Annotated in this window: 18 protein-coding genes and 1 tRNA gene; 7 read left to right on the plus strand and 12 right to left on the minus strand. The window is 73.3% G+C overall.

Going from position 1 to position 20,933, the window contains the following annotated elements; translation table 11 throughout:
• Together G8D98_RS14110 and G8D98_RS14115 are read right to left on the minus strand one after the other, a co-directional pair.
• Positions 1 to 315 (minus strand): helix-turn-helix domain-containing protein (locus tag G8D98_RS14110; protein WP_338088791.1); only part of this gene is annotated, 315 nt, incomplete at its 3' end.
• Between the two features lie 1,079 nt (positions 316 to 1,394).
• A complete protein-coding gene (locus G8D98_RS14115; RefSeq protein ID WP_166104733.1) occupies positions 1,395 to 2,402 on the minus strand; it encodes a hypothetical protein in 1,008 nt (335 codons plus the stop codon).
• Between the two features lie 52 nt (positions 2,403 to 2,454).
• Between G8D98_RS14115 and G8D98_RS14120 the strand changes: the two genes are divergently transcribed.
• Positions 2,455 to 3,060 (plus strand): TetR/AcrR family transcriptional regulator, encoded by a 606-nt coding sequence (locus G8D98_RS14120; RefSeq protein WP_166104736.1) that lies wholly within the window; start codon positions 2,455 to 2,457, stop codon positions 3,058 to 3,060.
• An 18-nt stretch (positions 3,061 to 3,078) separates the two neighbouring features.
• On the opposite strand, the gene G8D98_RS14125 is transcribed toward G8D98_RS14120, so the two are convergent.
• Genes G8D98_RS14125 through G8D98_RS14145 form a run of 5 tightly spaced genes read right to left on the minus strand, consistent with a single transcriptional unit; the run spans position 3,079 to position 8,266 of the window.
• Positions 3,079 to 4,149, minus strand: coding sequence for an ABC transporter ATP-binding protein (locus tag G8D98_RS14125; RefSeq protein ID WP_166104738.1), 1,071 nt, complete (start codon positions 4,147 to 4,149; stop codon positions 3,079 to 3,081).
• A 2-nt stretch (positions 4,150 to 4,151) separates the two neighbouring features.
• Complete coding sequence (locus G8D98_RS14130) at positions 4,152 to 4,997, minus strand: carbohydrate ABC transporter permease (RefSeq protein ID WP_166104741.1); 846 nt, start codon at positions 4,995 to 4,997, stop codon at positions 4,152 to 4,154.
• Positions 4,994 to 5,914, minus strand: coding sequence for a carbohydrate ABC transporter permease (locus G8D98_RS14135; RefSeq protein ID WP_166104744.1), 921 nt, complete (start codon positions 5,912 to 5,914; stop codon positions 4,994 to 4,996). The genes G8D98_RS14130 and G8D98_RS14135 overlap by 4 nt, the downstream gene beginning before the upstream one ends.
• Before the next feature lie 3 nt (positions 5,915 to 5,917).
• Complete coding sequence (locus tag G8D98_RS14140) at positions 5,918 to 7,240, minus strand: ABC transporter substrate-binding protein (RefSeq protein ID WP_166104747.1); 1,323 nt, start codon at positions 7,238 to 7,240, stop codon at positions 5,918 to 5,920.
• Positions 7,241 to 7,249: 9 nt separating this feature from the next.
• Complete coding sequence (locus G8D98_RS14145) at positions 7,250 to 8,266, minus strand: Gfo/Idh/MocA family protein (RefSeq protein WP_166104751.1); 1,017 nt, start codon at positions 8,264 to 8,266, stop codon at positions 7,250 to 7,252.
• 181 nt (positions 8,267 to 8,447) lie between these two features.
• Here G8D98_RS14145 and G8D98_RS14150 point away from each other — a divergent pair, with 181 nt between their 5' ends.
• Complete coding sequence (locus G8D98_RS14150; protein ID WP_166104754.1) at positions 8,448 to 9,617, plus strand: ROK family transcriptional regulator; 1,170 nt, start codon at positions 8,448 to 8,450, stop codon at positions 9,615 to 9,617.
• On the opposite strand, the gene G8D98_RS14155 is transcribed toward G8D98_RS14150, so the two are convergent.
• Both G8D98_RS14155 and G8D98_RS14160 read right to left on the minus strand, forming a co-directional pair.
• Positions 9,614 to 10,081, minus strand: coding sequence for an arsenate reductase ArsC (locus G8D98_RS14155; RefSeq protein ID WP_166104757.1), 468 nt, complete (start codon positions 10,079 to 10,081; stop codon positions 9,614 to 9,616). The genes G8D98_RS14150 and G8D98_RS14155 overlap by 4 nt on opposite strands.
• Positions 10,082 to 10,098: 17 nt before the next feature.
• Entirely contained in the window at positions 10,099 to 10,716 is a 618-nt protein-coding gene (locus G8D98_RS14160) for an arsenate reductase ArsC (protein ID WP_166104760.1), read from the minus strand.
• Between the two features lie 46 nt (positions 10,717 to 10,762).
• On the opposite strand from G8D98_RS14160, the gene G8D98_RS14165 reads away from it, so the two are divergent.
• Positions 10,763 to 11,455, plus strand: a complete 693-nt coding sequence (locus G8D98_RS14165; RefSeq protein ID WP_166104762.1) for an arsenate reductase/protein-tyrosine-phosphatase family protein — start codon at positions 10,763 to 10,765, stop codon at positions 11,453 to 11,455.
• Here G8D98_RS14165 and G8D98_RS14170 read toward each other — a convergent pair.
• The 3 genes from G8D98_RS14170 to G8D98_RS14180 all read right to left on the minus strand — a co-directional run bounded on the left by G8D98_RS14170 (position 11,433) and on the right by G8D98_RS14180 (position 14,593).
• On the minus strand, positions 11,433 to 13,169 hold the full coding sequence (locus G8D98_RS14170) for a SelB domain-containing protein (RefSeq protein ID WP_166104765.1): 1,737 nt from the start codon (positions 13,167 to 13,169) through the stop codon (positions 11,433 to 11,435). The genes G8D98_RS14165 and G8D98_RS14170 overlap by 23 nt on opposite strands.
• Complete coding sequence (gene selA / locus G8D98_RS14175; RefSeq protein ID WP_166104768.1) at positions 13,170 to 14,465, minus strand: L-seryl-tRNA(Sec) selenium transferase; 1,296 nt, start codon at positions 14,463 to 14,465, stop codon at positions 13,170 to 13,172.
• 33 nt (positions 14,466 to 14,498) lie between these two features.
• A tRNA-Sec gene (locus G8D98_RS14180) sits at positions 14,499 to 14,593 on the minus strand.
• A 207-nt stretch (positions 14,594 to 14,800) separates the two neighbouring features.
• On the opposite strand from G8D98_RS14180, the gene fdh reads away from it, so the two are divergent.
• From fdh to selD, 4 genes are all read left to right on the plus strand, one after another.
• Positions 14,801 to 18,040, plus strand: coding sequence for a formate dehydrogenase (fdh, locus tag G8D98_RS14190; RefSeq protein ID WP_229661955.1), 3,240 nt, complete (start codon positions 14,801 to 14,803; stop codon positions 18,038 to 18,040).
• 68 nt (positions 18,041 to 18,108) lie between these two features.
• On the plus strand, positions 18,109 to 18,954 hold the full coding sequence (locus G8D98_RS14195) for a 4Fe-4S dicluster domain-containing protein (protein WP_166104908.1): 846 nt from the start codon (positions 18,109 to 18,111) through the stop codon (positions 18,952 to 18,954).
• Entirely contained in the window at positions 18,951 to 19,889 is a 939-nt protein-coding gene (gene nrfD / locus G8D98_RS14200; RefSeq protein WP_229661956.1) for an NrfD/PsrC family molybdoenzyme membrane anchor subunit, read from the plus strand. The genes G8D98_RS14195 and nrfD overlap by 4 nt, the downstream gene beginning before the upstream one ends.
• 14 nt (positions 19,890 to 19,903) lie before the next feature.
• Positions 19,904 to 20,890 carry a selenide, water dikinase SelD gene (selD, locus tag G8D98_RS14205; protein ID WP_166104910.1) on the plus strand — a complete coding sequence of 329 codons (987 nt, stop codon included), beginning with the start codon at positions 19,904 to 19,906 and terminating at the stop codon, positions 20,888 to 20,890.
• Positions 20,891 to 20,933 lie beyond the last annotated feature (43 nt).

Here is a 20,933-nt window from a genome sequence, read left to right on the forward strand (position 1 = left end):
GATCGTCGCCCGCGACGGGGCGTGGACCCCGGCCTGTTCCACGTGCCAGGCGATCGTCTCCGGGCCGGCGTCGTGCCCGGAAGTGGTCAGCCGGTCCCGCTGAGCCAGGACCGCCTCGACCACCTCGCCGGGGACCGCGCGCGGCGAGGTGCGCGACCGACGCGAACGCGGCTCGAACGCCGCCTCACCCTCGACCCGGTAGCGGGCCACCAGCTCGTACGCCCACGACCTCGAGACTCCGTAGCTCGCAGCGACCTCGGCCACGGAGCGGTGCTGCTGAACGACGGCTGTGATCACCAGACGGGCTTTCGACACCCACCCCAGCGTCCCGCGTCAGTGTCCGGGATGTCTTGAGACACCTGTCCGGGATGTCCTGAGACTCAACACTGTCACCCCGACCAAGAGATTCATGGTGGAACCCTGGTCCTCGTGGACCGGGGTTCCTTCGTTTTCCCAGGCCATCGGCCCGTCGGGTAGAGATCGTCTGTTCGGTCCAGCGTGACGCAGCAGACGCCGCCGGTGGCTACGAAGCAATCGCGGAGTCGTGGACATCCGCAACGACAGGGGAGGTCACCGGAACGACGAAGAGGTCGATGGTTCGACCGTGAGCGGTTCGGTGGCTTCTGCTCGATGGCTCCAGTCGCTCCCGCAACTGGTCTGTGTCGACCGCGTCGGCGTAGAAGGCGTGCTCGCACACCAACGCTCTGACCCCACTCAGGGCGTGATCCGTGAGCTGGATCTTGGCTCACCCGTCCTCCACGGCACGGTTGACGCTCGCCTGGCTGGTCGTACGGAAGTCGCAGCAGTTCTTCCGGACCTGTCGTCTGGTGCGCACGAATTCAGACCTGCGACGTGAACAGGCGATCTAGGGCGGCGAGTACGCACCTCGACTACTTCTGCGAAGCTGTCGGAGGCCCGGATTCCTGACACTCGGCCACCAGCGCCTGAAGAGCATCTTCACGCGACTCGCCGCGGCGCAGTCGCCTCTGGTACAACACTCGGTCACTGCCCATTCGGCGAGCCTCCACGACACCGACCTTCCACCGCCGAGCTGTGGCCTGTCGAATCTCGAGGTATATCGTCCAGATCAGGTTGTCGACTATTCCTGTTCCGGGGGTGTTGGTGATGCGCAGCGGAAACCACGTCGGAACAACGGCAACCTGCAGTCTTCGGCCATCGGGAGACCGTGCCTCTTGGCGCATGTCATCTCCGTTTCTGGGAGTCCCTCAGAGCCACGTAGAGCACCTTTCCCACGGCCGTCGTCATGCCGATGATAGTTCGGGCGAGGCCCCGGGACAGCAGAGACACGGGTTGCGGGACACCGGTGCCACGAGCCCAGGTACCGGAGTGAGGGGGCGCCCCCGAGGCTCTGGTGTGGGCCCCGGGCGCCGGCGTCAGGCGGGAACGTCGAGGGTGCGTCGGTTCCCGGCGGCGCGCGGTCGGTGGTGCAGCAGGAGCAGCCCGCCGGCCGCGAGCGCCCAAGCCGCGAGCACGACGAGCTCTCGGGACATCCCGTCGCGGCCGTAGTACCCCGCGTCCACGAGTGCGCGGAACGCCGCACCGGGCGGGAGAGCGCGCCCCACCGCCGCGACGAGGGCGGGCATGAGGTAGGCGCTCACGGTGGCGCCGCTCGTCGCGTTGCCCAGTGTGGTGAAGACCAGCGTGGCGAGCACGTTGCCCATCGGCCCGACGAGGGCGGCCACCGCCAGGGTCGAGAGGGAGACCGCGGTCGCGAGGAGGACGAGGACGCCGACGAGGACCGGCCCGGACGCCGGCGTGGCACCGAAGACCGGGCCCGCGAGGACCGCCACGGCGACGGCGCTGGCCACGGCACCGACGAGCAGGGTGAGGACCCGCCAGCGCAGGCGCACGAGAGCGCCGACGGAGACCATGACCTGCGCCAGGACGAAGGAGGCCAGGGTCACCCCGAAGACGATGTAGAAGCCCACGAGTCCCTGCTGGTCGTGCTCGACGAGAGGCACGAGGTCGATCGAACCGCTCAGCCGCTGGCCGCTCACCCGGGCCAGCACCTCGGCGCTGGCGGTGGCCGCACCGACGGCGCTGCGCCCGTCCGCTCCCGCGACCGAGAGCTCGAGCGACCCCGGCGCGGACGCCGGGGTGAGCGCCGCGACCGCCTCGTGGGCACGCACTGCCCGCCGGGCCTCCTCGGCCGAGGCGTAGACGTGGACGACCACGCCGTCCGGCGCCGCGTGCCCGGCGACCTCGCCGAGGGAGGCGCCGCTGACGGCGACCGGAAGGCCGTGCGGCCTGGGGTCGCGCTGCAGGCCGACGTACAGCCCGACGAAGGCGGTGGCGACGACGACCCCGACGAGGACCTGAGTGGCCAGCATCCCGGCGAGGCGGGCACCGGTGAGACGAGAGGGCACGGCAGGCTCGGTCATGTCGGCTCCAGTAGTAATTGAATGATTACTACGTAGACCGTAGCATGACGGCATGACCCGAGCACCCCGGATGTCGGCCGACGAGCGACGCGAGGCGACGGTCCTCGCGGCCACCCGGGTCTTCGGACGGCGGGGGTACCACGGGGCGACGACCGACGAGATCGCCCGGGAGGCGGGGATCAGCCAGCCCTACGTCGTGCGGATGTTCGGCAGCAAGCAGCAGCTCTTCCTCGCCGTGACCCAGCAGGCGCTGGAGCTCACCCTCGCCGCCTTCCGCCACGTCGTGGAGGACTCGCGGGAGGAGTCCCGGGCCGTCGTGGTGGTCCGCCTCGGGGAGGCCTACCGGGCGCTCGCGGCGCGCCGGGAGATCCACCTGGTCCAGATGCACGCGTACGCCCTCGGCGCCGACCCGGTGATCGGGCCGGCAGCCCGTGCCGGCTTCCGCCAGCTGGTCCAGTTCCTCCTCGACGAGGCAGGCCTCCCGCCGGCCCAGACCGACGACTTCATGGCCCGGGGGATGCTCGTCAACACCGTGCTCGGTCTGCGCATGGCCGAGGACCCGACACCCGTGAGCCGGCAGCTCGTCGACCGGGTCCTCCCCGAGGCCCCCGCGGCCGCAGGAGCCACGGAGCGAGGGCAGCGGGGGGCGGCCGGCTGACCGCCTGTGCCGGCAGCATCAGCCCAGGCGGGCGCCGCTGTCGACGTCGAACAGGTGGGGCAGCGCCCCCTCGGCGGCGACCCGGACGGGGTCCCCCGGGCGCAGGTCGGTGAAGCCGGAGACCCGGACCCGGAAGGCGCCGCGTGCGGTGTCGACGACGAGGTCGGTGTGGCTGCCGAGGGGCTCGGTGACCCTGACCGTCCCCGTGGCCGGCGCGCCCGGCTCCGGGCGCAGCAGGTCGCACTCGTTGGGACGCAGCCCGAGCCGCACGACGCGCCCCTCCCCGAGGTCGTGGTCGTGCCGCAGCTGCCACCCCTCGGCCAGGTGGAGGCCCTCGTGGGTGGTCCGGACCGTGAGGAGGTTCATCTGCGGCTTCCCGACGAACGACGCGACGAACTCGGTGGCCGGGCGCTGGTAGATCTCACTCGGCGTGCCGTACTGCTCCAGCCGCCCCCGGCTCATGACGGCGATCTCGTCCGAAAGCGACATCGCCTCCTCCTGGTCGTGCGTGACGTACACCGTGGTCGCTCCGACCTCGGCGTGGAGGACCTTGAGCTCCTCGCGGGTGCGGTCCCGCAGCAGGGCGTCGAGGTTGGAGAGGGGCTCGTCGAACAGGAGCACCGCGGGACGGCGAGCGATGGCGCGGGCGAGGGCGACCCGCTGACGCTGCCCACCGGAGAGCGACCGCGGCTTCTTGCGCAGCTGCGCGGTGATCTCGAGCCGCTCCGCCGCGTCGGTGACCCGCGCGTCGATCTCGGCCCGGTCCATCTTGCGCATGCGCAGCCCGAAGGCGATGTTCCCGTAGACGTCCAGGTGGGGGTAGAGGGCGTAGTCCTGGAAGACGAACGCGAGGTCGCGCTGGTGGGGCTCGACGTCGTGCACCGGCCGGCCGCCGATGCTGATCTCGCCCTCGGTCACCCCCTCGAGGCCGGCGATCATGTTGAGGGTCGTCGACTTGCCGCACCCGGAGGGGCCGAGCAGCGAGACGAAGTGCCCGCTGCGGATGGTGTAGGACAGGTCCCGGACGGCGGGCTCCTCGCCCTTGCCGGGGTAGCGCTTGCTCACGTGCTCGAACCGGATGTCTGCCATGGTCAACCCTTGACGGCCCCTTCGGTGATGCCCTGGACGATCCACCGCTGGGCCACGAGAGCGAGCGCCAGCACGGGCAGGGCGGTGATGACCCCGGCCGTCGCGGCCGCGGTGTAGTCCATCGCGAACAGCCCCTGGAACGAGGCGGTCCGGACCGGGAGCGTCTCGGCGTCCGGCCCGGTGAGGATCTTGGCGAGGAAGAAGTCGCTCCACGCGGTGATGAAGGCGAAGATGGCGGTGGCCGCGAAGCCCGGCCCGGACAGCGGCAGCACGACCCGGCGCAGGACGCCGAGCCGCCCGCAGCCGTCGATCCGGGCCGCCTTCTCCAGGTTGACCGGGATCGAGTCGAAGAAGCTCACCATCATCCAGATGACGAGGGGCAGGATGAACGCCGCATAGGTGAGCACGAGGCCGACCAGGGTGTCGTACAGCCCGAAGTCACGCATGAGGACGAACAGCGGTACCGCGAGCACGATGGCGGGGATCGCCTGCACCGTCATCATCGACAGCAGCAGGGTCTGGCTGCCACGGAAGCGGAAGCGCGAGATCGAGTACGCGGCGAGACTCCCGAGCAGCATGCACAGCACCGTCGTCGCCGCCCCGACGACCGCCGAGTTGCGCATGGGCAGCAGGAACGAGGGGTCGCTGAGCAGGTCGGCGTACTCGGTGAGGGTGAGGTCGCCGGGGTCGAAGCTCATCGGGGTCGCGCGCAGGTTCGTCGAGGGGTAGACGCTGTAGACGACCATCCAGGCGAACGGCGCGACGAGCCACAGGACGAGGACGGCGACCGCGAGGCGGTGGGCGACCCGGCCGACGGTCCAGCGCCGGCGGCCCGAGAGCGCGCTCATCGCGAGGCCTCCTTGCCCCGACGGCCGAGGACGAGGACCCAGAAGGCCGTGACGACGGCGACGAGCACCATGATGGCGATGGACATCGCGGCGCCGTAGCCCCGGTCGAGGTAGCTGAAGGTCGTCAGGTAGGCGAGGAAGTTCACCGTCGTCGTCGCCCCGGCCGGGCCACCGGAGCCGCCGGTGAGGACGTAGATGCTGTCGAACACCTTGATGCTCCACATCGACTGCACGATGAGCAGGAACATGATGGTCCCGCGCAGGTTCGGCACCGTCATCCGCCAGAACCGCTGCCACGAGCCGGCCCCGTCGATGCTCGCGGCCCGGTACATCGAGGCGGGGATGGACTGCAGCGACGCGATGACCATGAGGGTGAGGAACGGGGTCAGCTTCCACAGCTCGGCGAAGACGAGCACGCCCATCGTCAGGTCGGGCACGGCGAGCCACTGGACCCGGTGGTCGACGATGCCGAGGGTCATCAGGACGCTGTTGGCCACGCCGTAGGAGCCGTCGAAGACGAGCTTCCACATGATCCCGTTGACCACCGGCGGCACGGCCCACGGCACGAGCAGGAGGACCCGCGCCGCGAGGCGTCCGCGGAAGGGCTGGTTGAGCAGCACGCCGAGGCCGACCGCCAGGGCCACCCCGCCGAAGACGGTGAACAGACAGAACACGCCGGTGCGGGCCAGGGACGCGAGGAACTTCTCGTCACCGAGCAGCTGGAGGTAGTTCGCCAGCCCGACGACCCGGGTGGCCGCGGGTCGCTTGTCGTTGAGCTCGTAGAGGCTGAGGACGACGGCGTAGCCGAGCGGGTAGACGAACAGTGCGGCGATGGTCAGCGCGGCCGGGGTGGCCGCGAGCAGCGCGAAGCGCCGGTCGCCCCGCTCGATCGCCGATCGCCCCGACCGCACCGCCATCGCTCAGCCCAGGTACTTCTCGACGATGGGCTCGAGCTCCTGCTGGGCCGCGGTCATGGCCTCCTGGGGCTCCTCCTTGCCGTTCATCGCCCGGTTGACGTGGACGCTGAGCAGCTGGTCGAGCTCGTTGGACCAGGGGGTGCCGTAGCGCTTGGTCACGTACTCGGTCGACTTCTGGTAGGTCTCGACGACCGGGAGCGCCTCGAGAGTGGCCGGGTCCTGGAGGATCTCCTGGGAGACCGGGAACCAGCCCTCCTGCTGCACGATCTCGGTCTGCGAGGTGGCGCTCGAGGCGAACTCCAGCCACTTCATCGCCGCCGCCTTGTTCTCGGAGAACCTGCTGATCGCGTACCCCTCGGAGCCGTCGATGGAGGCCGAGCGGACGTTGACGCCCGGCAGGAGCCCGTTGCCCACGGTCTCGGCCGAGGTCTTGGCGCCCTTCTGGGTGGCCACGGACCACTGGAAGGGCCAGTTGAAGACGATAGAGGTGTTGCCCTGGGCGAACACCTCGACGAGGTCGGAGGCGTTGGTGATCTGCAGCGAGGCGGGGTCCATCGCCTTGTGGACGCGGAAGAGCTCGACGAGCTTGCTCATCGCCTCCACCCCGGCCTCGCTGTCCAGCTGCGGGGTCCAGTCGCTGTCGTAGAGCTCGCCACCGCACAGGAGCATCGTGCGCAGGAAGTTCTGGTAGGCACCGGCGGGGTTGCCCATGTCGCACGTGTACCCGTAGCGGCCGTCGGTCGTCAGCTTCTTGGCCGCGGCGACGAACTCCTCCCAGCTCTGGGGGCCGGCGTCGGGGTCGAGGCCGGCCCGCTCGAAGTGCTCCTTGTTCCAGAACATCGTCTGCACGCTGGCGAACTTCGGCAGCCCGTACACCTTCCCGTCCCACGAGACGGCGTCGAGGGCCGGGCGGATGACGTCGCTCGGCAACGCGTCCTGGGAGATCTCCTGCAGCCAGCCGGCCTGGCCGAACTCGGCCGACCAGCCCGCCCAGGTCATGATGACGTCGTAGGAGGAGTCCTCGCCCGCGAACATCGTCGCGAAGCGGTCGTGCAGGTCGTTGAAGTTGGCCATCTCGTAGTTCTTGACGGTGATGCCCGTCTGCTCCTGGAACGTGTCGATGAGACCGTTCTTGAAGACCGAGTTGGTGTTGTCGTCGAGGATGGAGATCTCCCCGCCGGCGTCGCCGGTGGCCTCGAGCGCGCCCGAGGACGCGGTGTCGGAGGAGCCGGACGGGCTGACACACCCTGCGAGGGTGGCGCCACCGAGGACGAGCCCACCACCCATGAGGGCGCGACGGGTCAGGGTGCGGTGCGGAGCAGGCATGGCGGGTCCTTAGTCGTCGATGCGGATGTTCTGGCCGGTCGCGAGGGAACGGTGGAGAGCCTCGATCGCGGTGGTGACCGTGACACCGTGGTCGAGGGAGGGGACGTCGACGTCGGCGCCCCGGCACAGGTCGATGAAGTCGCGGGTCATCTCGACCGGCGCGCCACGCAGGCGTCCGCGCAGGTCGTGCTCCGGTGGGCCGAGGTAGGTCAGCCCGGTGTCGGTCACCCGGGTGACCCCCGAGCGGTCGACGTCGACGAGGTAGTGGCCCGCGCGGGTCTCCACCTCGAAGCGGAAGTCGAAGACGGCCGGGCGTCCCGTCGGCAGCGCCCACCCGGAGTCGAGCGTGACCAGCGAGCCGTCCGACATGACGAACGAGGCGCTCACCCGGTCCCAGGTGTCGATGCCGTCGGCGGCCAGGACGGTCCGCACCCCGCGGGCGAACACCTCCACGGGGGTGCTCCCCGAGAGCCACATGGCCATGTCGAGGCTGTGTGGCATGAGGAACCAGGCCGGCGTCGAGCGCGAGCTCCACGCGAGCATCTCCCGAGGGACCCAGTGGGTGTCCTGCAGGGCCGCGCGCTGGGCGAGGAAGGCCTCGCCGCTCTCGTGCAGCGCTGCCCGCACGCTCTGGAAGCTGGGGTTCCACCGGTTCTCGAAGCCGACCATCGAGTGCACGCCGGCCGGCCGGGCGTCCCGCAGGGCCCGGGCGTCCTCGACGGTCGTCGCGAGCGGCTTCTCGAACAGGGTGTGCAGGCCGTGGGAGAGCGCCAGCTCCCCCGCCTCCCGGTGGGCGAAGTCGGGGGTGGCCACGATGACCGCGTCCACCGCGTCCACGTGCTCGAGCAGCTCGGCCAGCGAGGCACGCACCGGGACGGCGAACTGCTCGGCGACGGCGGCCGAGGCGGCGGGCGCGGTCTCGCAGACGCCGACGAGCGTGCTGCCCGGGTGCTCCTGCACGACGGCGCCGTACATGCGCCCACGGATGCCTCCGCCGACGACGGCGACGTGGAGCCGGTCAGTCATCTGTGGCCTTCCTCGGGGTGGGCCGGACGGGGGTCACGGTCCCGCCGGTAGGTATGTCGTGGAACACTACAAACCTGATGATGGGCTGTAAAGAGGTTCGGTGGATGTTTCTGGCGCCCGTGCGCGAGCATGGGGGCGCAGCCCGAGGCCGGTCACGGCCGACCCCGTCCAAGGAGCACCGATGAGCGGCCCGCTCGACCACCTCGTGAGCTCCACGGACGTCGGCGGGGTCAACCGGGCGAGGGTCATGCGGGCCCTCTACCGGCACGGTCCGCTCAGCCGCTCGCAGCTGGCACGTCACCTCGGGGTGAGCCGCGCGACGATCACCGCCGTCGTCCAGCCGCTGCTCACCGACGCCGCGCTGCGCGAGCTGCCGCAGCGGGCCGCGTCCGCCCAGGGCGGCAAGCCGCCGAAGCCGCTGTGGTTCGGCTCGGACACGACCATCGGGGCGGTCTACCTCGCCGCCGACGCCGTGACCGTCGCCCTCGTCGCCAAGGACGGCTCGGTCCTGCGCCGCCGCGACGTCGCGTTCACCGACGGCCGCGACGTGGACGACGTCCTCGGCACCCTTCGGGAGGCCCTGGGGCTCTTCCGCGGCGAGTCGCTGCTCGGCATCGGGGTCGGGATGGCCGGGATGATCGACACGAGCGAGGGGCGGGTGCTCGCGAGCCACCGGGCGCCCTCGCTCAACGGGCTACCCCTGGCCGAGCACGTCACCGCCTGGTTCGACGTGCCGGTCTACGTCGACCACCACCCCCGCGTCCAGGCCATCGGTGATCAGTGGTTCGGCCTCGGCCGCGACCTCGAGGACTTCGTCTCCGTCTTCACCGGTGAGGTGCTCGGCGCCGGGATGGTCATGTCCGGGCACGTCGTCCGGGGGCCGGACGGCGCCGGGGGCGAGGCCGGGCACATGGTCCTCGACGCCCGGGGCACCCGGTGCGAGTGCGGGCGCCGGGGGTGCTGGGAGACCGTCGCCACGCTGCCCTGGCTGCGCGCGGAGTCGGCCCGGGCCGGCGTGCCCGAGCCGTCCTCGGCCTCGAGTGCCCGGCTCACCCGCCTGGCGCGTGAGGGCTCGCAACCGGCCGAGGACGTGCTCGACCGGTACGCCCGCAACATCGCCGAGGGGATGGCCAACCTCGACCAGCTGCTCGGGCTCGGCCACTACATCGTCCACGGGGACGCCGTCGGCGGCGGGGAGGAGATGCGTGCGCGCATCGCGGGGCACCTCGAGCGGTCGGCCCCGCACCGCGGGGCGGCTCCGGTCGTCATCCTCGCCGAGCCCTCGGACGAGTCGACGATCCTCGGCGCCGCGGGACTCGTGCTCTCGCGGGTCTACTCCTACAGCCTCTAGCCGGCCGCGGCGGCCTCGGGCACCCCGAGCTGCCCGAGCAGGGCGACGACGCGGGCGCGGATCTCGTCCCGGATGGGTCGCACCGCCTCGAGCCCCTTGCCCGCCGGGTCCTCGAGCACCCAGTCCTCGTAGCGCGTCCCCGGGAAGACGGGGCAGGTGTCACCGCATCCCATGGTGACGACGACGTCGGAGACGCGCACGGCGTCCGCGGTGAGCACTGTGGGCCGCTCGGCGGTGATGTCGATGCCCTCCTCGGCCATCGCCGCCACCGCCGCGGGGTTGACCTGCTCCGCCGGTTCGGACCCCGCCGAGCGCACCTCCACCCGGCCACCGGACAGGTGCGTCGTGTAGGCCGCCGCCATCTGGGAGCGTCCCGCGTTGTGGACGCACACGAAGAGCACCGACGGCCGGTGGCTGTCGGAGGTGTCGTCGGGGACGTCGGTGTCGGGCGCGGTCGCGGCCATGGGGTCTCCTTCGGTGGTCACGGTCGGTCGAGGATGTCGCGCAGCAAGGTGGTGACCCGCCCCTGGAGGTCGTCGCGGATGTCACGGACCTCCTCGAGCGGCCGGCCGGCCGGGTCGGCGACGTCCCAGTCCTCGTAGCGCTTGCCCGGGTAGATCGGGCACGCATCACCGCAGCCCATCGTGACGATGACGTCCGCCGCCCGCACGACGCTGTCGGACAACGGCTTCGGGTACGGGGCGCTGAGCTCGATCCCGCGCTCCCGCAGGGCGGTGACGACCACGGGGTTCACCTGCGTCCCCGGCTCGGACCCGGCGGAGCGGACGTGCACGCGGCGGGCGGAGAGGTGCTCGGCCAGGGCGGCGGCCATCTGCGAGCGCCCGGCGTTGTGGACGCACACGAAGAGCAGCTCGGGGACCACCTTGGCGACCCGCCCCTCGACCTGCGCGGCCGCCATGAGCTGCTCGCGGGCCTGGCGGGCCACGAGGACCGGCAGGTAGGTACGCACGGCCGCCCGGGGCTCGAGGAGGCGACGGGCCTCGGCGACGGCCGCGGCCACGCTCGCCCGGGAGAAGACCCCCTCGTAGGCGTAGGCGAGGTCGTCGACGAGCGGGTCCTCGGCCGGCACGTCACTCATGTCGGCATCTTGACCCACGCCAGTTATCTCAGTCAAACTTGAGTCAATGAACAGTGAGCAAACTACCGACATCGCCCGTCGGGTCCGGTGGCACGCGGCCCTGGCCGACCCGACCCGGCTGCGGGTGGTCGACCTGCTCACGGTGAGCGACCACTCCCCCTCCGAGCTCGCCGCCGTCCTCGGGCTGCCCTCCAACCTGCTCGCCCACCACCTGCACACCCTCGAGGAGGCCGGCGTGCTCGAGCGCCGCCGGTCCGAGGGCGACGGGAGGCGCAGCTACCTGCGGCTCACCTCGCAGGCCCGCCGACGGGCCGGCGAGGACGGCCGCAGCGCAGCGTTTCCCACCCCGCGTCGGGTGGTCTTCGTGTGCACCGCGAACACGGCACGCTCCCACCTGGCCGCGGCCCTGTGGCGGCGCGCCAGCGCCGTCGACGCCACCTCGGCCGGCACCCACCCGGGTGAGCGGGTCCACCGAAGGGCCCTGGAGGTGGCGCGACGTCACGGGCTCGACCTGCCGGACGTGCCTCCCCGGGGTCTCGAGGAGGTCACCGGGGAGGGGGACGTGCTCGTCACCGTCTGCGACCGTGCGCACGAGGAGGTGGGTGGCCGGGCCTGGGCCCACTGGTCGGTGCCGGACCCCGTCGCCCTGGGTACCCGGGCGGCCTTCGAGTCGGCCCACGACCTGCTCGCCGACCGGGTCCGAGGCCTCGCGCGGCTCACCCGGGCCGGCTCGGTCTGACCCGGCGCCGGTCGTCGGGGAGCCGGCTGGTCAGGCCGGCCGCGTCGAGGTGGGCCAGGAGCGGCAGCGCGACCCGGCGGCTGGTGTCCAGGGCGGCACGCGCCTCCCCCGCGGTGAACGGCTGCGCCAGGGCAGCGAGGCGGCGGACGGCCTCGGCGGTGGCTCCGGGCAGCAGGACGACCCCACGCCCGGCGCGCTCGAGGTGACCGGCCCGCACGAGAGCATCCAGCCGGGGGCCCTCGAGGCCGAGCTCTCGCAACCGCTCGAGGGTCGGCGCCGCGAACGGCCGGCCCTCGAGGTCCGCCCGCACGGCCGCCAGGGCGTCCCTCTCGTGCTCCTCGAGGGCCACCGCGGCGTCCTCGAGGACGATGCGTCCAGCGGCGAGGGAGAGCGGCGCTCGGACCAGGGCCAGGGCGACCTCGGCGTCCTCGACCCCCACGGCCCGCGCGGCGGCGGCGGGGGCCAGACCCGCCGGCCCGGACCCCCGGACCGCCTGCTCGAGCGCCGCCCGCAGCTCCTCGGCCCGGTGGCCGGAGAGCACGTGCTCGCCCGCGAGGAGGGCACCGGGCGGCGGGTCGCCCGGTGTGCCGAGGCGGCGGAGCAGCTCGCGGGTGACGAGACCACGGCGGGAGACCTCCCCGGCCAGGGTGCCGTCGTGCCCCTCGAGCTCGGCCGCCCGCTGCCGGGCCGCGCCCCGCCCCTGCAGCGGCGGCGGAGCCGGGTCGAGCACCTCGAGCGCCCACAGCCGCCGGCTCCCCGGGTCGCGCAGGACGCCCCGGTCGCCGACCCGCAGCGGGAGGGCCCGCGAGAGGCGCAGCCGGAGGAGCCCCGGGCGAAGGGGGCGGGCCCGCACCTCGAGGTGGTCGCTGCCGACGTGCAGCAGAGGGCGCTCGGGCGGCCGCTCCCCCGGCCGGACCCGGACGTCCACGACATCGGCCCGCACCAGCGCGCCCGGCGTCACGACCTGGGTCCCGCGCCGCAGACGCGGGGCGCCGCTGCCGAGAGCGAGCGCCACCCGCGCCGGTGCGCTCACCTGCGCACGTGAGCGGCCGAGCGCCTCGACCCCGCGGACCCGCACCTCGCCCTCGTCGGTCTCGAGGACGTCGCCGGGCCGGACGGTGCCCGAGGCCAGGGTGCCGGTGACGACGACGCCGGCGCCGCGCACGGTGAAGCAGCGGTCGACCCAGAGCCGGACGTCCGAGCCGGTCGGGCCCGGCGCCGCGCGCAGCACCTCGGCGAGGGTGTCCCGGAGGCGGTCCATGCCCTCGCCGGTGCGCCCGCTGACGACGACGTCGGGCACGTCACGAAGTGTCGTGCGCCCCACCTCGGCCCGCGCCCTGGCCAGCGCCGGTGCGGGGTCGGCGAGGTCGGACCGGGTCACGACGAGCAGCCCGTGTCGGACGTCGAGGGCGTCGAGCGCTGCGAGGTGCTCGGCCGCCTGCGGCATCCACGGGTCGTCGGCGGCGACGACGAGCATCGCGACCCGCAGCGCGCCGAGCCCGGCCAGGGTGGTGCCGATGAACCGCTCGTGCCCCGGCACGTCGACGAAGGCCACCTCGCCGACTCCCGGCAGCTCGCTCCAGCAGTAGCCGAGCTCGATGGACAGCCCCCGGCGGGCCTCCTCGGCGAGCCGGTCGGGGTCCTGCCCGGTGAGCCCCCGCACGAGGGTGGACTTGCCGTGGTCGACGTGCCCGGCGGTGGCGACGACGTGCACTCAGCCGCCCCCGCCGGCGCGGGCGCGGCGTACCGCCTCGAGAAGGGTGGGCTCGGCAGCCTCGGGCACCGTGAGCAGGTCGAACAGGAGCCGCCCGTCGCGCACCCGGCCGACCACGGGTGGGTCGCCGCGGCGCAGCGGGAGCGCGAGAGCCGCCGGGAGCGACAGCGCGGCGCTCGGCAGGGGGACGCCCGGTGCGCCGCCGCCGCCGACCCGCCCGTCCGTCGTCTCGACCCTCACGTCCCCCCCGAGCTCGGCGGCCAGCCGGCGGGCCCGCTCCTGGAGCTGCGGCTGCCGTCGGGCGAGGGCCTCCGCCACCGGCACCGGAGGCCCGGCGAGGGTGGCCTCGAGGGCGGCGAGGGTCAGCTTGTCGACGCGGACGGCCCGGGCCATCGGGTGACGGCGGACGGCATGGACCAGGTCGCCGCGCCCGAGGACGAGCCCACACTGCGGCCCCCCGAGGAGCTTGTCCCCCGAGGCGGTGACGAGCGAGGCGCCGGCTCGCAGGGCACTCGCGGCGTCCGGCTCCTCCGGCAGGCGAGGGTGCGGCGCGAGCAGGCCGGAGCCGAGGTCTGCCACGACGGGCAGGCCCAGCGACGCGAGCCGGTCGACTCCCACGGAGGAGGTGAAGCCCTCGACCCTGAAGTTGCTCGGGTGCACCTTGAGGACGAAGGCCGTCCGCTCGCCGACCGCGGCGGCGTAGTCCTCGAGCCGGACACGGTTGGTCGTGCCCACCTCGCGCAGCCGCACGCCGAGCGACTCGACGAGCTCGGGGATGCGGAACCCGTCACCGATCTCGACGAGCTCGCCGCGCGCCACGAGCACCTCGCGGTCCGCGGCCAGGGCCCGGGCCACGAGCGCCACCGCGGCCGCCCCGTTGTTCACGACGTGCACGTCCTCGGCGTCCGGGACGGCGCAGCGCAGGGCTTCGAGCGCCGCAGCACCGCGAGGCCCCCGACGGCCGGTCTCGAGGTCGAGCTCGACGTCCGTCGTGCCGGCGGCGAGGGTGAGCGCCTCGACGGCGGCCGCCGAGAGCGGGGCTCGGCCGAGGTTGGTGTGGACGACGACGCCGGTCGCGTTGAGGACCGGGCGCAGCGAGGTGCTCGAGCGCGGCAGCCGCTGCAGCACCTCCGCGACGACGGCGGCGGGCGTGAGGGCCCCCTCGCGGCAGGCCTGGAGCACCTCGGCGACCACGCCCTTGACCCGGGGGCGGCCGAGCCGGGCCGCGGCGTCCGCGACGGCCGGCTCGGCGAGCACGGCGTCGGTGCGCGGCACGTGGCGACGAGGGTCCTCCACGGGGCTCCTTCGCGGTCGAGGCGGACGGGAAGCTGGCGGAGGCGGACGGGAATCGAACCCGCCTGACCGGGTGTCCCGGTCACGTCGGTGTTGAAGACCGCGCCCGTCACCAGACGAGGAACGCCTCCGCGACCGACCCTAGCCCGCAGCGGGCCCCGCATCGCACCGGAACCCCCGGGGTCCCGCCGAGGTCGAGGCGGCGCAGGTCGGTCGGGTTTCCCCCGCGGCGCGGCGGGTAGCAGTACGGTGCTGACCAGGCCCGACCCGAGAACCCACCCGGGCTCGAGACCGACCGAGCGCCAGGACCTTGCCCCCGAGCCAGGAGGACCGCCGACGTGCGTACCCCGCTGGAGTGGCCGGTGCTGCGCCAGGTCCGCGGCCGTGACCGGCTCGGCCGGGGCGCCGCGGCGCAGTCCGCCCACACGAGGGCACTGACCCCGCGCACCGAGACCGCCGACCGGGTCGTGGACTCCGTCTGCCCGTTCTGCGCGGTCGGCTGCGGCCAGAAGGTGTACGTCGAGGACGGGCGGGTCACCCAGATCGAGGGCGACCCGGCGAGCCCGGTCTCCCGGGGCCGGCTGTGCCCCAAGGGCAGCGCCAGCACCCAGCTCGTGACCTCCGACCGGCGGGTCACGACGGTGCGCTACCGCCGGCCGCACGGCACCGAGTGGGAGGACCTCGACCTCGACACCGCGATGGACATGATCGCCGACCGGGTCGTGGCCACCCGCCGCCGCCACTGGGAGTGGGAGGACGACCAGGGCCGGCGCACCCGGCGCACCCTCGGCATCGCGAGCCTCGGAGGAGCGACCCTCGACAACGAGGAGAACTACCTCATGAAGAAGCTCTACACGGCGATGGGTGCGATCCAGATCGAGAACCAGGCGCGTATTTGACACTCCTCCACCGTTCCCGGTCTGGGAACGAGCTTCGGCCGGGGAGGGGCCACCACCTTCCAGCAGGACCTGTCCAACAGTGACTGCATCGTCATCCAGGGCTCGAACATGGCCGAGTGCCACCCCGTCGGGTTCCAGTGGGTGATGGAGGCCAAGCGCAAGGGGGCGACCGTCATCCACGTCGACCCGCGGTTCACGCGCACCTCCGCGGTGGCCGACCTGCACGTGCCCCTGCGGGCGGGCACCGACATCGCCTTCCTCGGTGGGCTCGTCCACTACGTCCTGGACAACGACCTCGACTTCCGCGAGTACGTCGTCCACTACACGAACGCCGCGGCCATCGTCGGAGAGGAGTTCGCGGACACCGAGGACCTCGACGGGCTCTTCTCCGGCTACGACGAGGAGAGCGCCCAGTACGACCCGACGAGCTGGCAGTACGAGAACGCCCCCCAGGCCCCGGCGGCCGGGATGCGCGACCCGCGCCAGCCTGCGGGACCCGAGGCGTCCGAGGAGCCCGCCGAGCACGAGGCCGCCCGCTCGGAGGAGACCGGCTCCGGCGGCCCCGCGGTGCACGCCAAGCCCGAGCGGGACGAGACCCTCCAGCACCCGCGGTGCGTCTTCCAGATCCTCAAGCGGCACTTCGCGCGCTACACCCCCCGGCTCGTCGCCGAGGTCTGCGGCGTGCCGGAGGAGGACTTCCTGCGGGTCGCCCGCGCCCTGACCGAGAACTCCGGGCGCGAGCGGACGAGCGCCTTCTGCTACGCCGTCGGCTGGACCCACCACTCCACCGGGGTGCAGACGATCCGGACGGCCTCGATCCTGCAGACCCTCCTCGGCAACATGGGCCGTCCCGGCGGTGGCATCCTCGCCCTGCGGGGGCACGCGAGCATCCAGGGCTCCACCGACATCCCGACCCTGTTCAACATCCTCCCCGGCTACATCCCGATGCCCCATGCGGCCCAGCACGAGAACCTCGCCCAGTTCGTCGCGGAGGACGCCGGCTCGACCGGCTTCTGGGGGAACATGGACGCCTACACCGTCAGCCTGCTCAAGGCCTGGTGGGGGTCGGCGGCCACCCCGGAGAACGACTTCTGCTTCGACTACCTCCCGCGGCTCACCGGTCACCACGGCACCTACGACACGGTCGTCAACCAGATCGAGGGGCGCAGCCCGGGGTACTTCGTCATCGGCGAGAACCCCGCGGTGGGCTCGGCCAACGGCAAGATGCAGCGCCTCGGGCTGGCCAGCCTGGAGTGGCTCGTCGTCCGCGACCTGACGATGGTCGAGACCGCGTCGTTCTGGAAGGACGGGCCGGAGATCGAGTCGGGGGAGCTGGTGACCGAGGAGATCGGGACCGAGGTCTTCTTCCTGCCGGCCGCCTCGCACGTCGAGAAGAAGGGGAGCTTCACCAACACCCAGCGGATGCTCCAGTGGCGCCACCAGGCGGTCGAGCCACCGGGCGACGCCCGCAGCGACCTGCAGTTCTACTACGAGCTCGGCCAGCGGATCCGCGAGCGCCTCGCCGGCTCGACCGACCCCATGGACGCCCCCCTGCTCGACCTCACCTGGGACTACCCGACCGAGGGGCCGCTCGCGGAGCCGGACGCCGACGCGGTGCTGCGCGAGATCAACGGGCAGGACGCCTCGGGCGAGCCGCTCTCCTCCTACACCCAGCTCGCGGCCGACGGCTCGAGCAGCTGCGGCTGCTGGATCTACTGCGGGGTGTACGCCGACGGTGTCAACCAGGCGGCCCGGCGCCGCCCGCACTGGGAGCAGTCGCTCGTGGCCCCCGAGTGGGGCTGGGCCTGGCCGGCCAACCGTCGCATCCTCTACAACCGGGCCTCGGCCGACCCGGACGGGCGGCCGTGGAGCGAGCGCAAGAAGTACGTCTGGTGGGACGCCGAGCAGGGTCGCTGGACCGGGGAGGACGTCCCCGACTTCGTCGTCGACCGGCCCCCGGACCACGTCCCCGACGAGGGCGCGACCGGCCCGGACGCGCTCGGCGGGCGCGACCCGTTCATCATGCAGACCGACGGCAAGGCCTGGCTCTACGTGCCGACCGGGCTCGCCGACGGCCCGCTGCCGGCGTTCTACGAGCCGGTCGAGTCGCCCGTCGGCAACGCCGTCCACGGGGTGCAGCGCAACCCGGCGCTCGAGGACGTCGCCGAGCCCGACAACCCGCTGAACCCGGCCGGTAGCCGGGTCTTCCCCTACGTCTTCACGAGCTACCGGCTCACCGAGCACCACACGGCCGGTGGGATGTCGCGGACGCTGCCCTACCTCAGCGAGCTCCAGCCGGAGATGTTCTGCGAGGTCTCGCCGCGCCTGGCGCAGGAGGGCGGGCTCGAGCACGGCGGGTGGGCCACCATCGTCACCGCCCGCTCCGCGATCGAGGCGCGCGTCCTCGTCACCGCCCGGATGCGCTCGCTGCGCCTCGGGGACCAGTGGGTCGAGCAGGTCGGGCTGCCCTACCACTGGGGTGCGAACGGCCTGGTCACCGGCGACTCCGCCAACGACCTCGTCGGACTGGCCCTGGACCCCAACGTGCACATCCAGGACAAGGTGGGCACGTGCGACATCCGTCCCGGCCGCCGTCCGCGCGGCCCCGCCCTCGTCGCCTTCGTCGACGACTACCGGAGGCGCTCCGGCGCCCACCCCGCACCGGAGGAGACCTCGTGAGCCACTCCCTGTTCGGCCCGCTCGAGGACGTCGCCGGCGACGCCGGGCACGAGGCGCACCCGCCCCGGATGGGCTTCTTCACCGACACCTCGGTGTGCATCGGGTGCAAGGCCTGCGAGGTGGCCTGCAAGGAGTGGAACCTCGTCCCCGAGGACGGGCTCTCGCTCACCGGGATGTCCTACGACAACACCGGCGCGCTCGGGGCGAGCACCTGGCGGCACGTCGCGTTCGTCGAGCAGCCGGCCGGGCGGGCCTCGCGCACCGACCTGGGGATGCCCGGGATGGGCCCGCCGGAGCCGGCCCCAGCGCCCGACGGCCCGGGGCAGGAGAGCGAGTCCGGTGAGGGCGGCGTGCGCTGGCTGATGTCCTCGGACGTGTGCAAGCACTGCACCCACGCGGCCTGCCTCGACGTCTGCCCGACCGGCTCGCTCTTCCGTACCGAGTTCGGCACGGTCGTCGTCCAGTCCGACATCTGCAACGGGTGCGGCTACTGCGTGCCGGCCTGCCCGTACGGGGTCATCGACATCCGCCCGGGCGACGGCCGGGCGTTCAAGTGCACCCTGTGCTACGACCGGATCGGGGAGGGGCTCACCCCGGCGTGCGCCAAGGCGTGCCCCACCGAGTCCATCCAGTACGGCGAGCTCGACGAGCTGCGCGAGCGCGCCGGGCGCCGCCTCGGGCAGCTGGAGGAGCAGGGGGTGGACGGCGCACGGCTGTACGGCGCCGACCCCGAGGACGGCGTCGGCGGCGACGGCGCCTTCTTCCTCCTCCTCGACGAGCCCGAGGTCTACGGCCTGCCCCCGGACCCGGTCGTGACCACCCGCGACCTCGCCTCGATGTGGCGGCACGTCGGCGCCGCCGCCCTGGGGCTGGTCGGGGTGGGCGTCGCGTCGTTCCTCGGGGGACGCCGATGAGGGAGGCCCCGATGGTCCCGCAGGCCACCCCCGACTCCTACTACGGGCGGCCGATCCTCAAGCAGCCGACGTGGAAGACACCGGACGTCCCCCTCTACCTCTTCCTCGGCGGGCTGGCGGGCGCCTCCTCCGTCCTCGCCGAGGGCGCCGCGCTCACCGGGCGCCCGGAGCTGGAGCGGGTGGCCCGCGTCGCCGCGGGCGCCGGTGCCGGCCTCGGCACCGTCGCCCTCATCCACGACCTGCACCGCCCCGAACGCTTCCTCAACATGCTCCGGGTCTTCAAGCCGACCTCCCCGCTGTCGGTGGGCTCGTGGGTCCTCGCGCCCTTCGGGACCCTCTCCGGCGCGTCGGCGGCCTCGGCGGTCACCGGGTGGCTGCCGCGGGCGGGCCGGGTGGCCGGAGCCGGGGCCGCCGCGCTCGGCCCCGCGCTCGCCACGTACACCGGAGCCCTGCTCGCGAACACCGCGGTGCCGGCCTGGCACGAGGCCCACCGCGAGCTCCCCTACGTCTTCGCCGGCTCGGGCGCCACCGCGGCCGGCGGCCTGGCCTGCATGCTCGTGCCGCCCGCGCAGGCCGGCCCGGCCCGGCGGATGCTCGCCGCCGGGGCCCTCATGGAGCTCGCGGCCGCCGAGCGCGTCACCCACCGGCTGGGCCTGGTCAGCGAGCCCTACCAGCAGGGCCGGCCGGGGCGGCTGATGCGTACCGCGCGCGTGCTCACCGCGCTCGGCGGGAGCGCCGCCCTCGTCGCCGGTCGGCGCTCGCGCACGGTCTCCGTGGTGGCCGGCGCCGCCTGCGTCGCCGCCTCGGTGATGACCCGCTTCGGGGTCTTCGAGGCCGGGCTGGCCTCGGCGCGCGACCCCCGCTACGTCGTCGAGCCACAACGTGCGCGGCTGCGGGCCCGCCACGAGGAGGCAGCGGCGACAATGGCCAGGTGACGGCCACCGACGACATCACCGACCGGACACCACGCCTCACCCAGCTCGCCTCGGGGGGCGGCTGCGCCTGCAAGGTGCCGCCCGGGGAGCTCGAACGCGTCCTCGGCGGCCTGACGCCCGCGGCGGGGGCTGACCTGCTCGTCGGGGTCGAGTCGGGGGACGACGCGGCCGTCGTCCGGCTCGACGGTGAGCGCGCGGTCGTCCTCACGACGGACTTCTTCACCCCCGTCGTCGACGACCCGTACGACTGGGGCCGGATCGCGGCGACCAACGCGCTCTCCGACGTGTACGCGATGGGGGGCGAGCCGCTCGTCGCGGTCAACCTCCTCGCCTGGCCGCGCGACCGGGTCCCGTTCGACCTCGCCGCCGAGGTGCTGCGCGGCGGGGCCGACGTCGCGCTCGCCGCCTCGTGCCACCTCGCCGGGGGGCACAGCGTCGACGACGTCGAGCCCAAGTACGGTCTCGCGGTGACCGGCACCGCCGACCCGCGGCACCTCCTGCGCAACGACGCCGGTCGCGCCGGGGTGCCCCTGACCCTGACCAAGCCGCTCGGTCTCGGGGTCCTCAACAACCGGCACAAGGCGACCGGTGAGGTCTTCCCCGAGGCGCTCGAGGTGATGACGACGCTCAACCGCGAGGCGTCCCGGGCCGCGCTCGAGGCGGGGGCCCGATGCGCCACCGACGTCACGGGTTTCGGGCTCCTGGGGCACCTGTACAAGCTGTGCCGGGCCTCCGGGGTCTCGGCGGTGCTCGACGCCGCGGCCGTCCCGTACCTCGAGGGGGCCCGTGCCTCGCTCGAGGCGGGGTTCGTCCCCGGCGGCAGCCGGCGCAACCTGGACTGGGTCCGGCCCCATCTGTCCGCACGCCTGCCCGAGGACGAGCTCGTCCTCCTCGCCGACGCCCAGACCTCCGGCGGCCTGCTCGTCGCGGGCGAGCTGCCCGGCCACCCGGTGGTCGGCGAGCTCGTCCCCGCGGGCGAGAGCGTCCTCGAGGTCCGCTGACCCCGACCCGCGTGCGGGGCCTGCGCAGCGGGTAGGGAGCAGG

Source organism: Phycicoccus endophyticus (assembly GCF_011326735.1).
GTDB lineage: Bacteria > Actinomycetota > Actinomycetes > Actinomycetales > Dermatophilaceae > Phycicoccus > Phycicoccus endophyticus.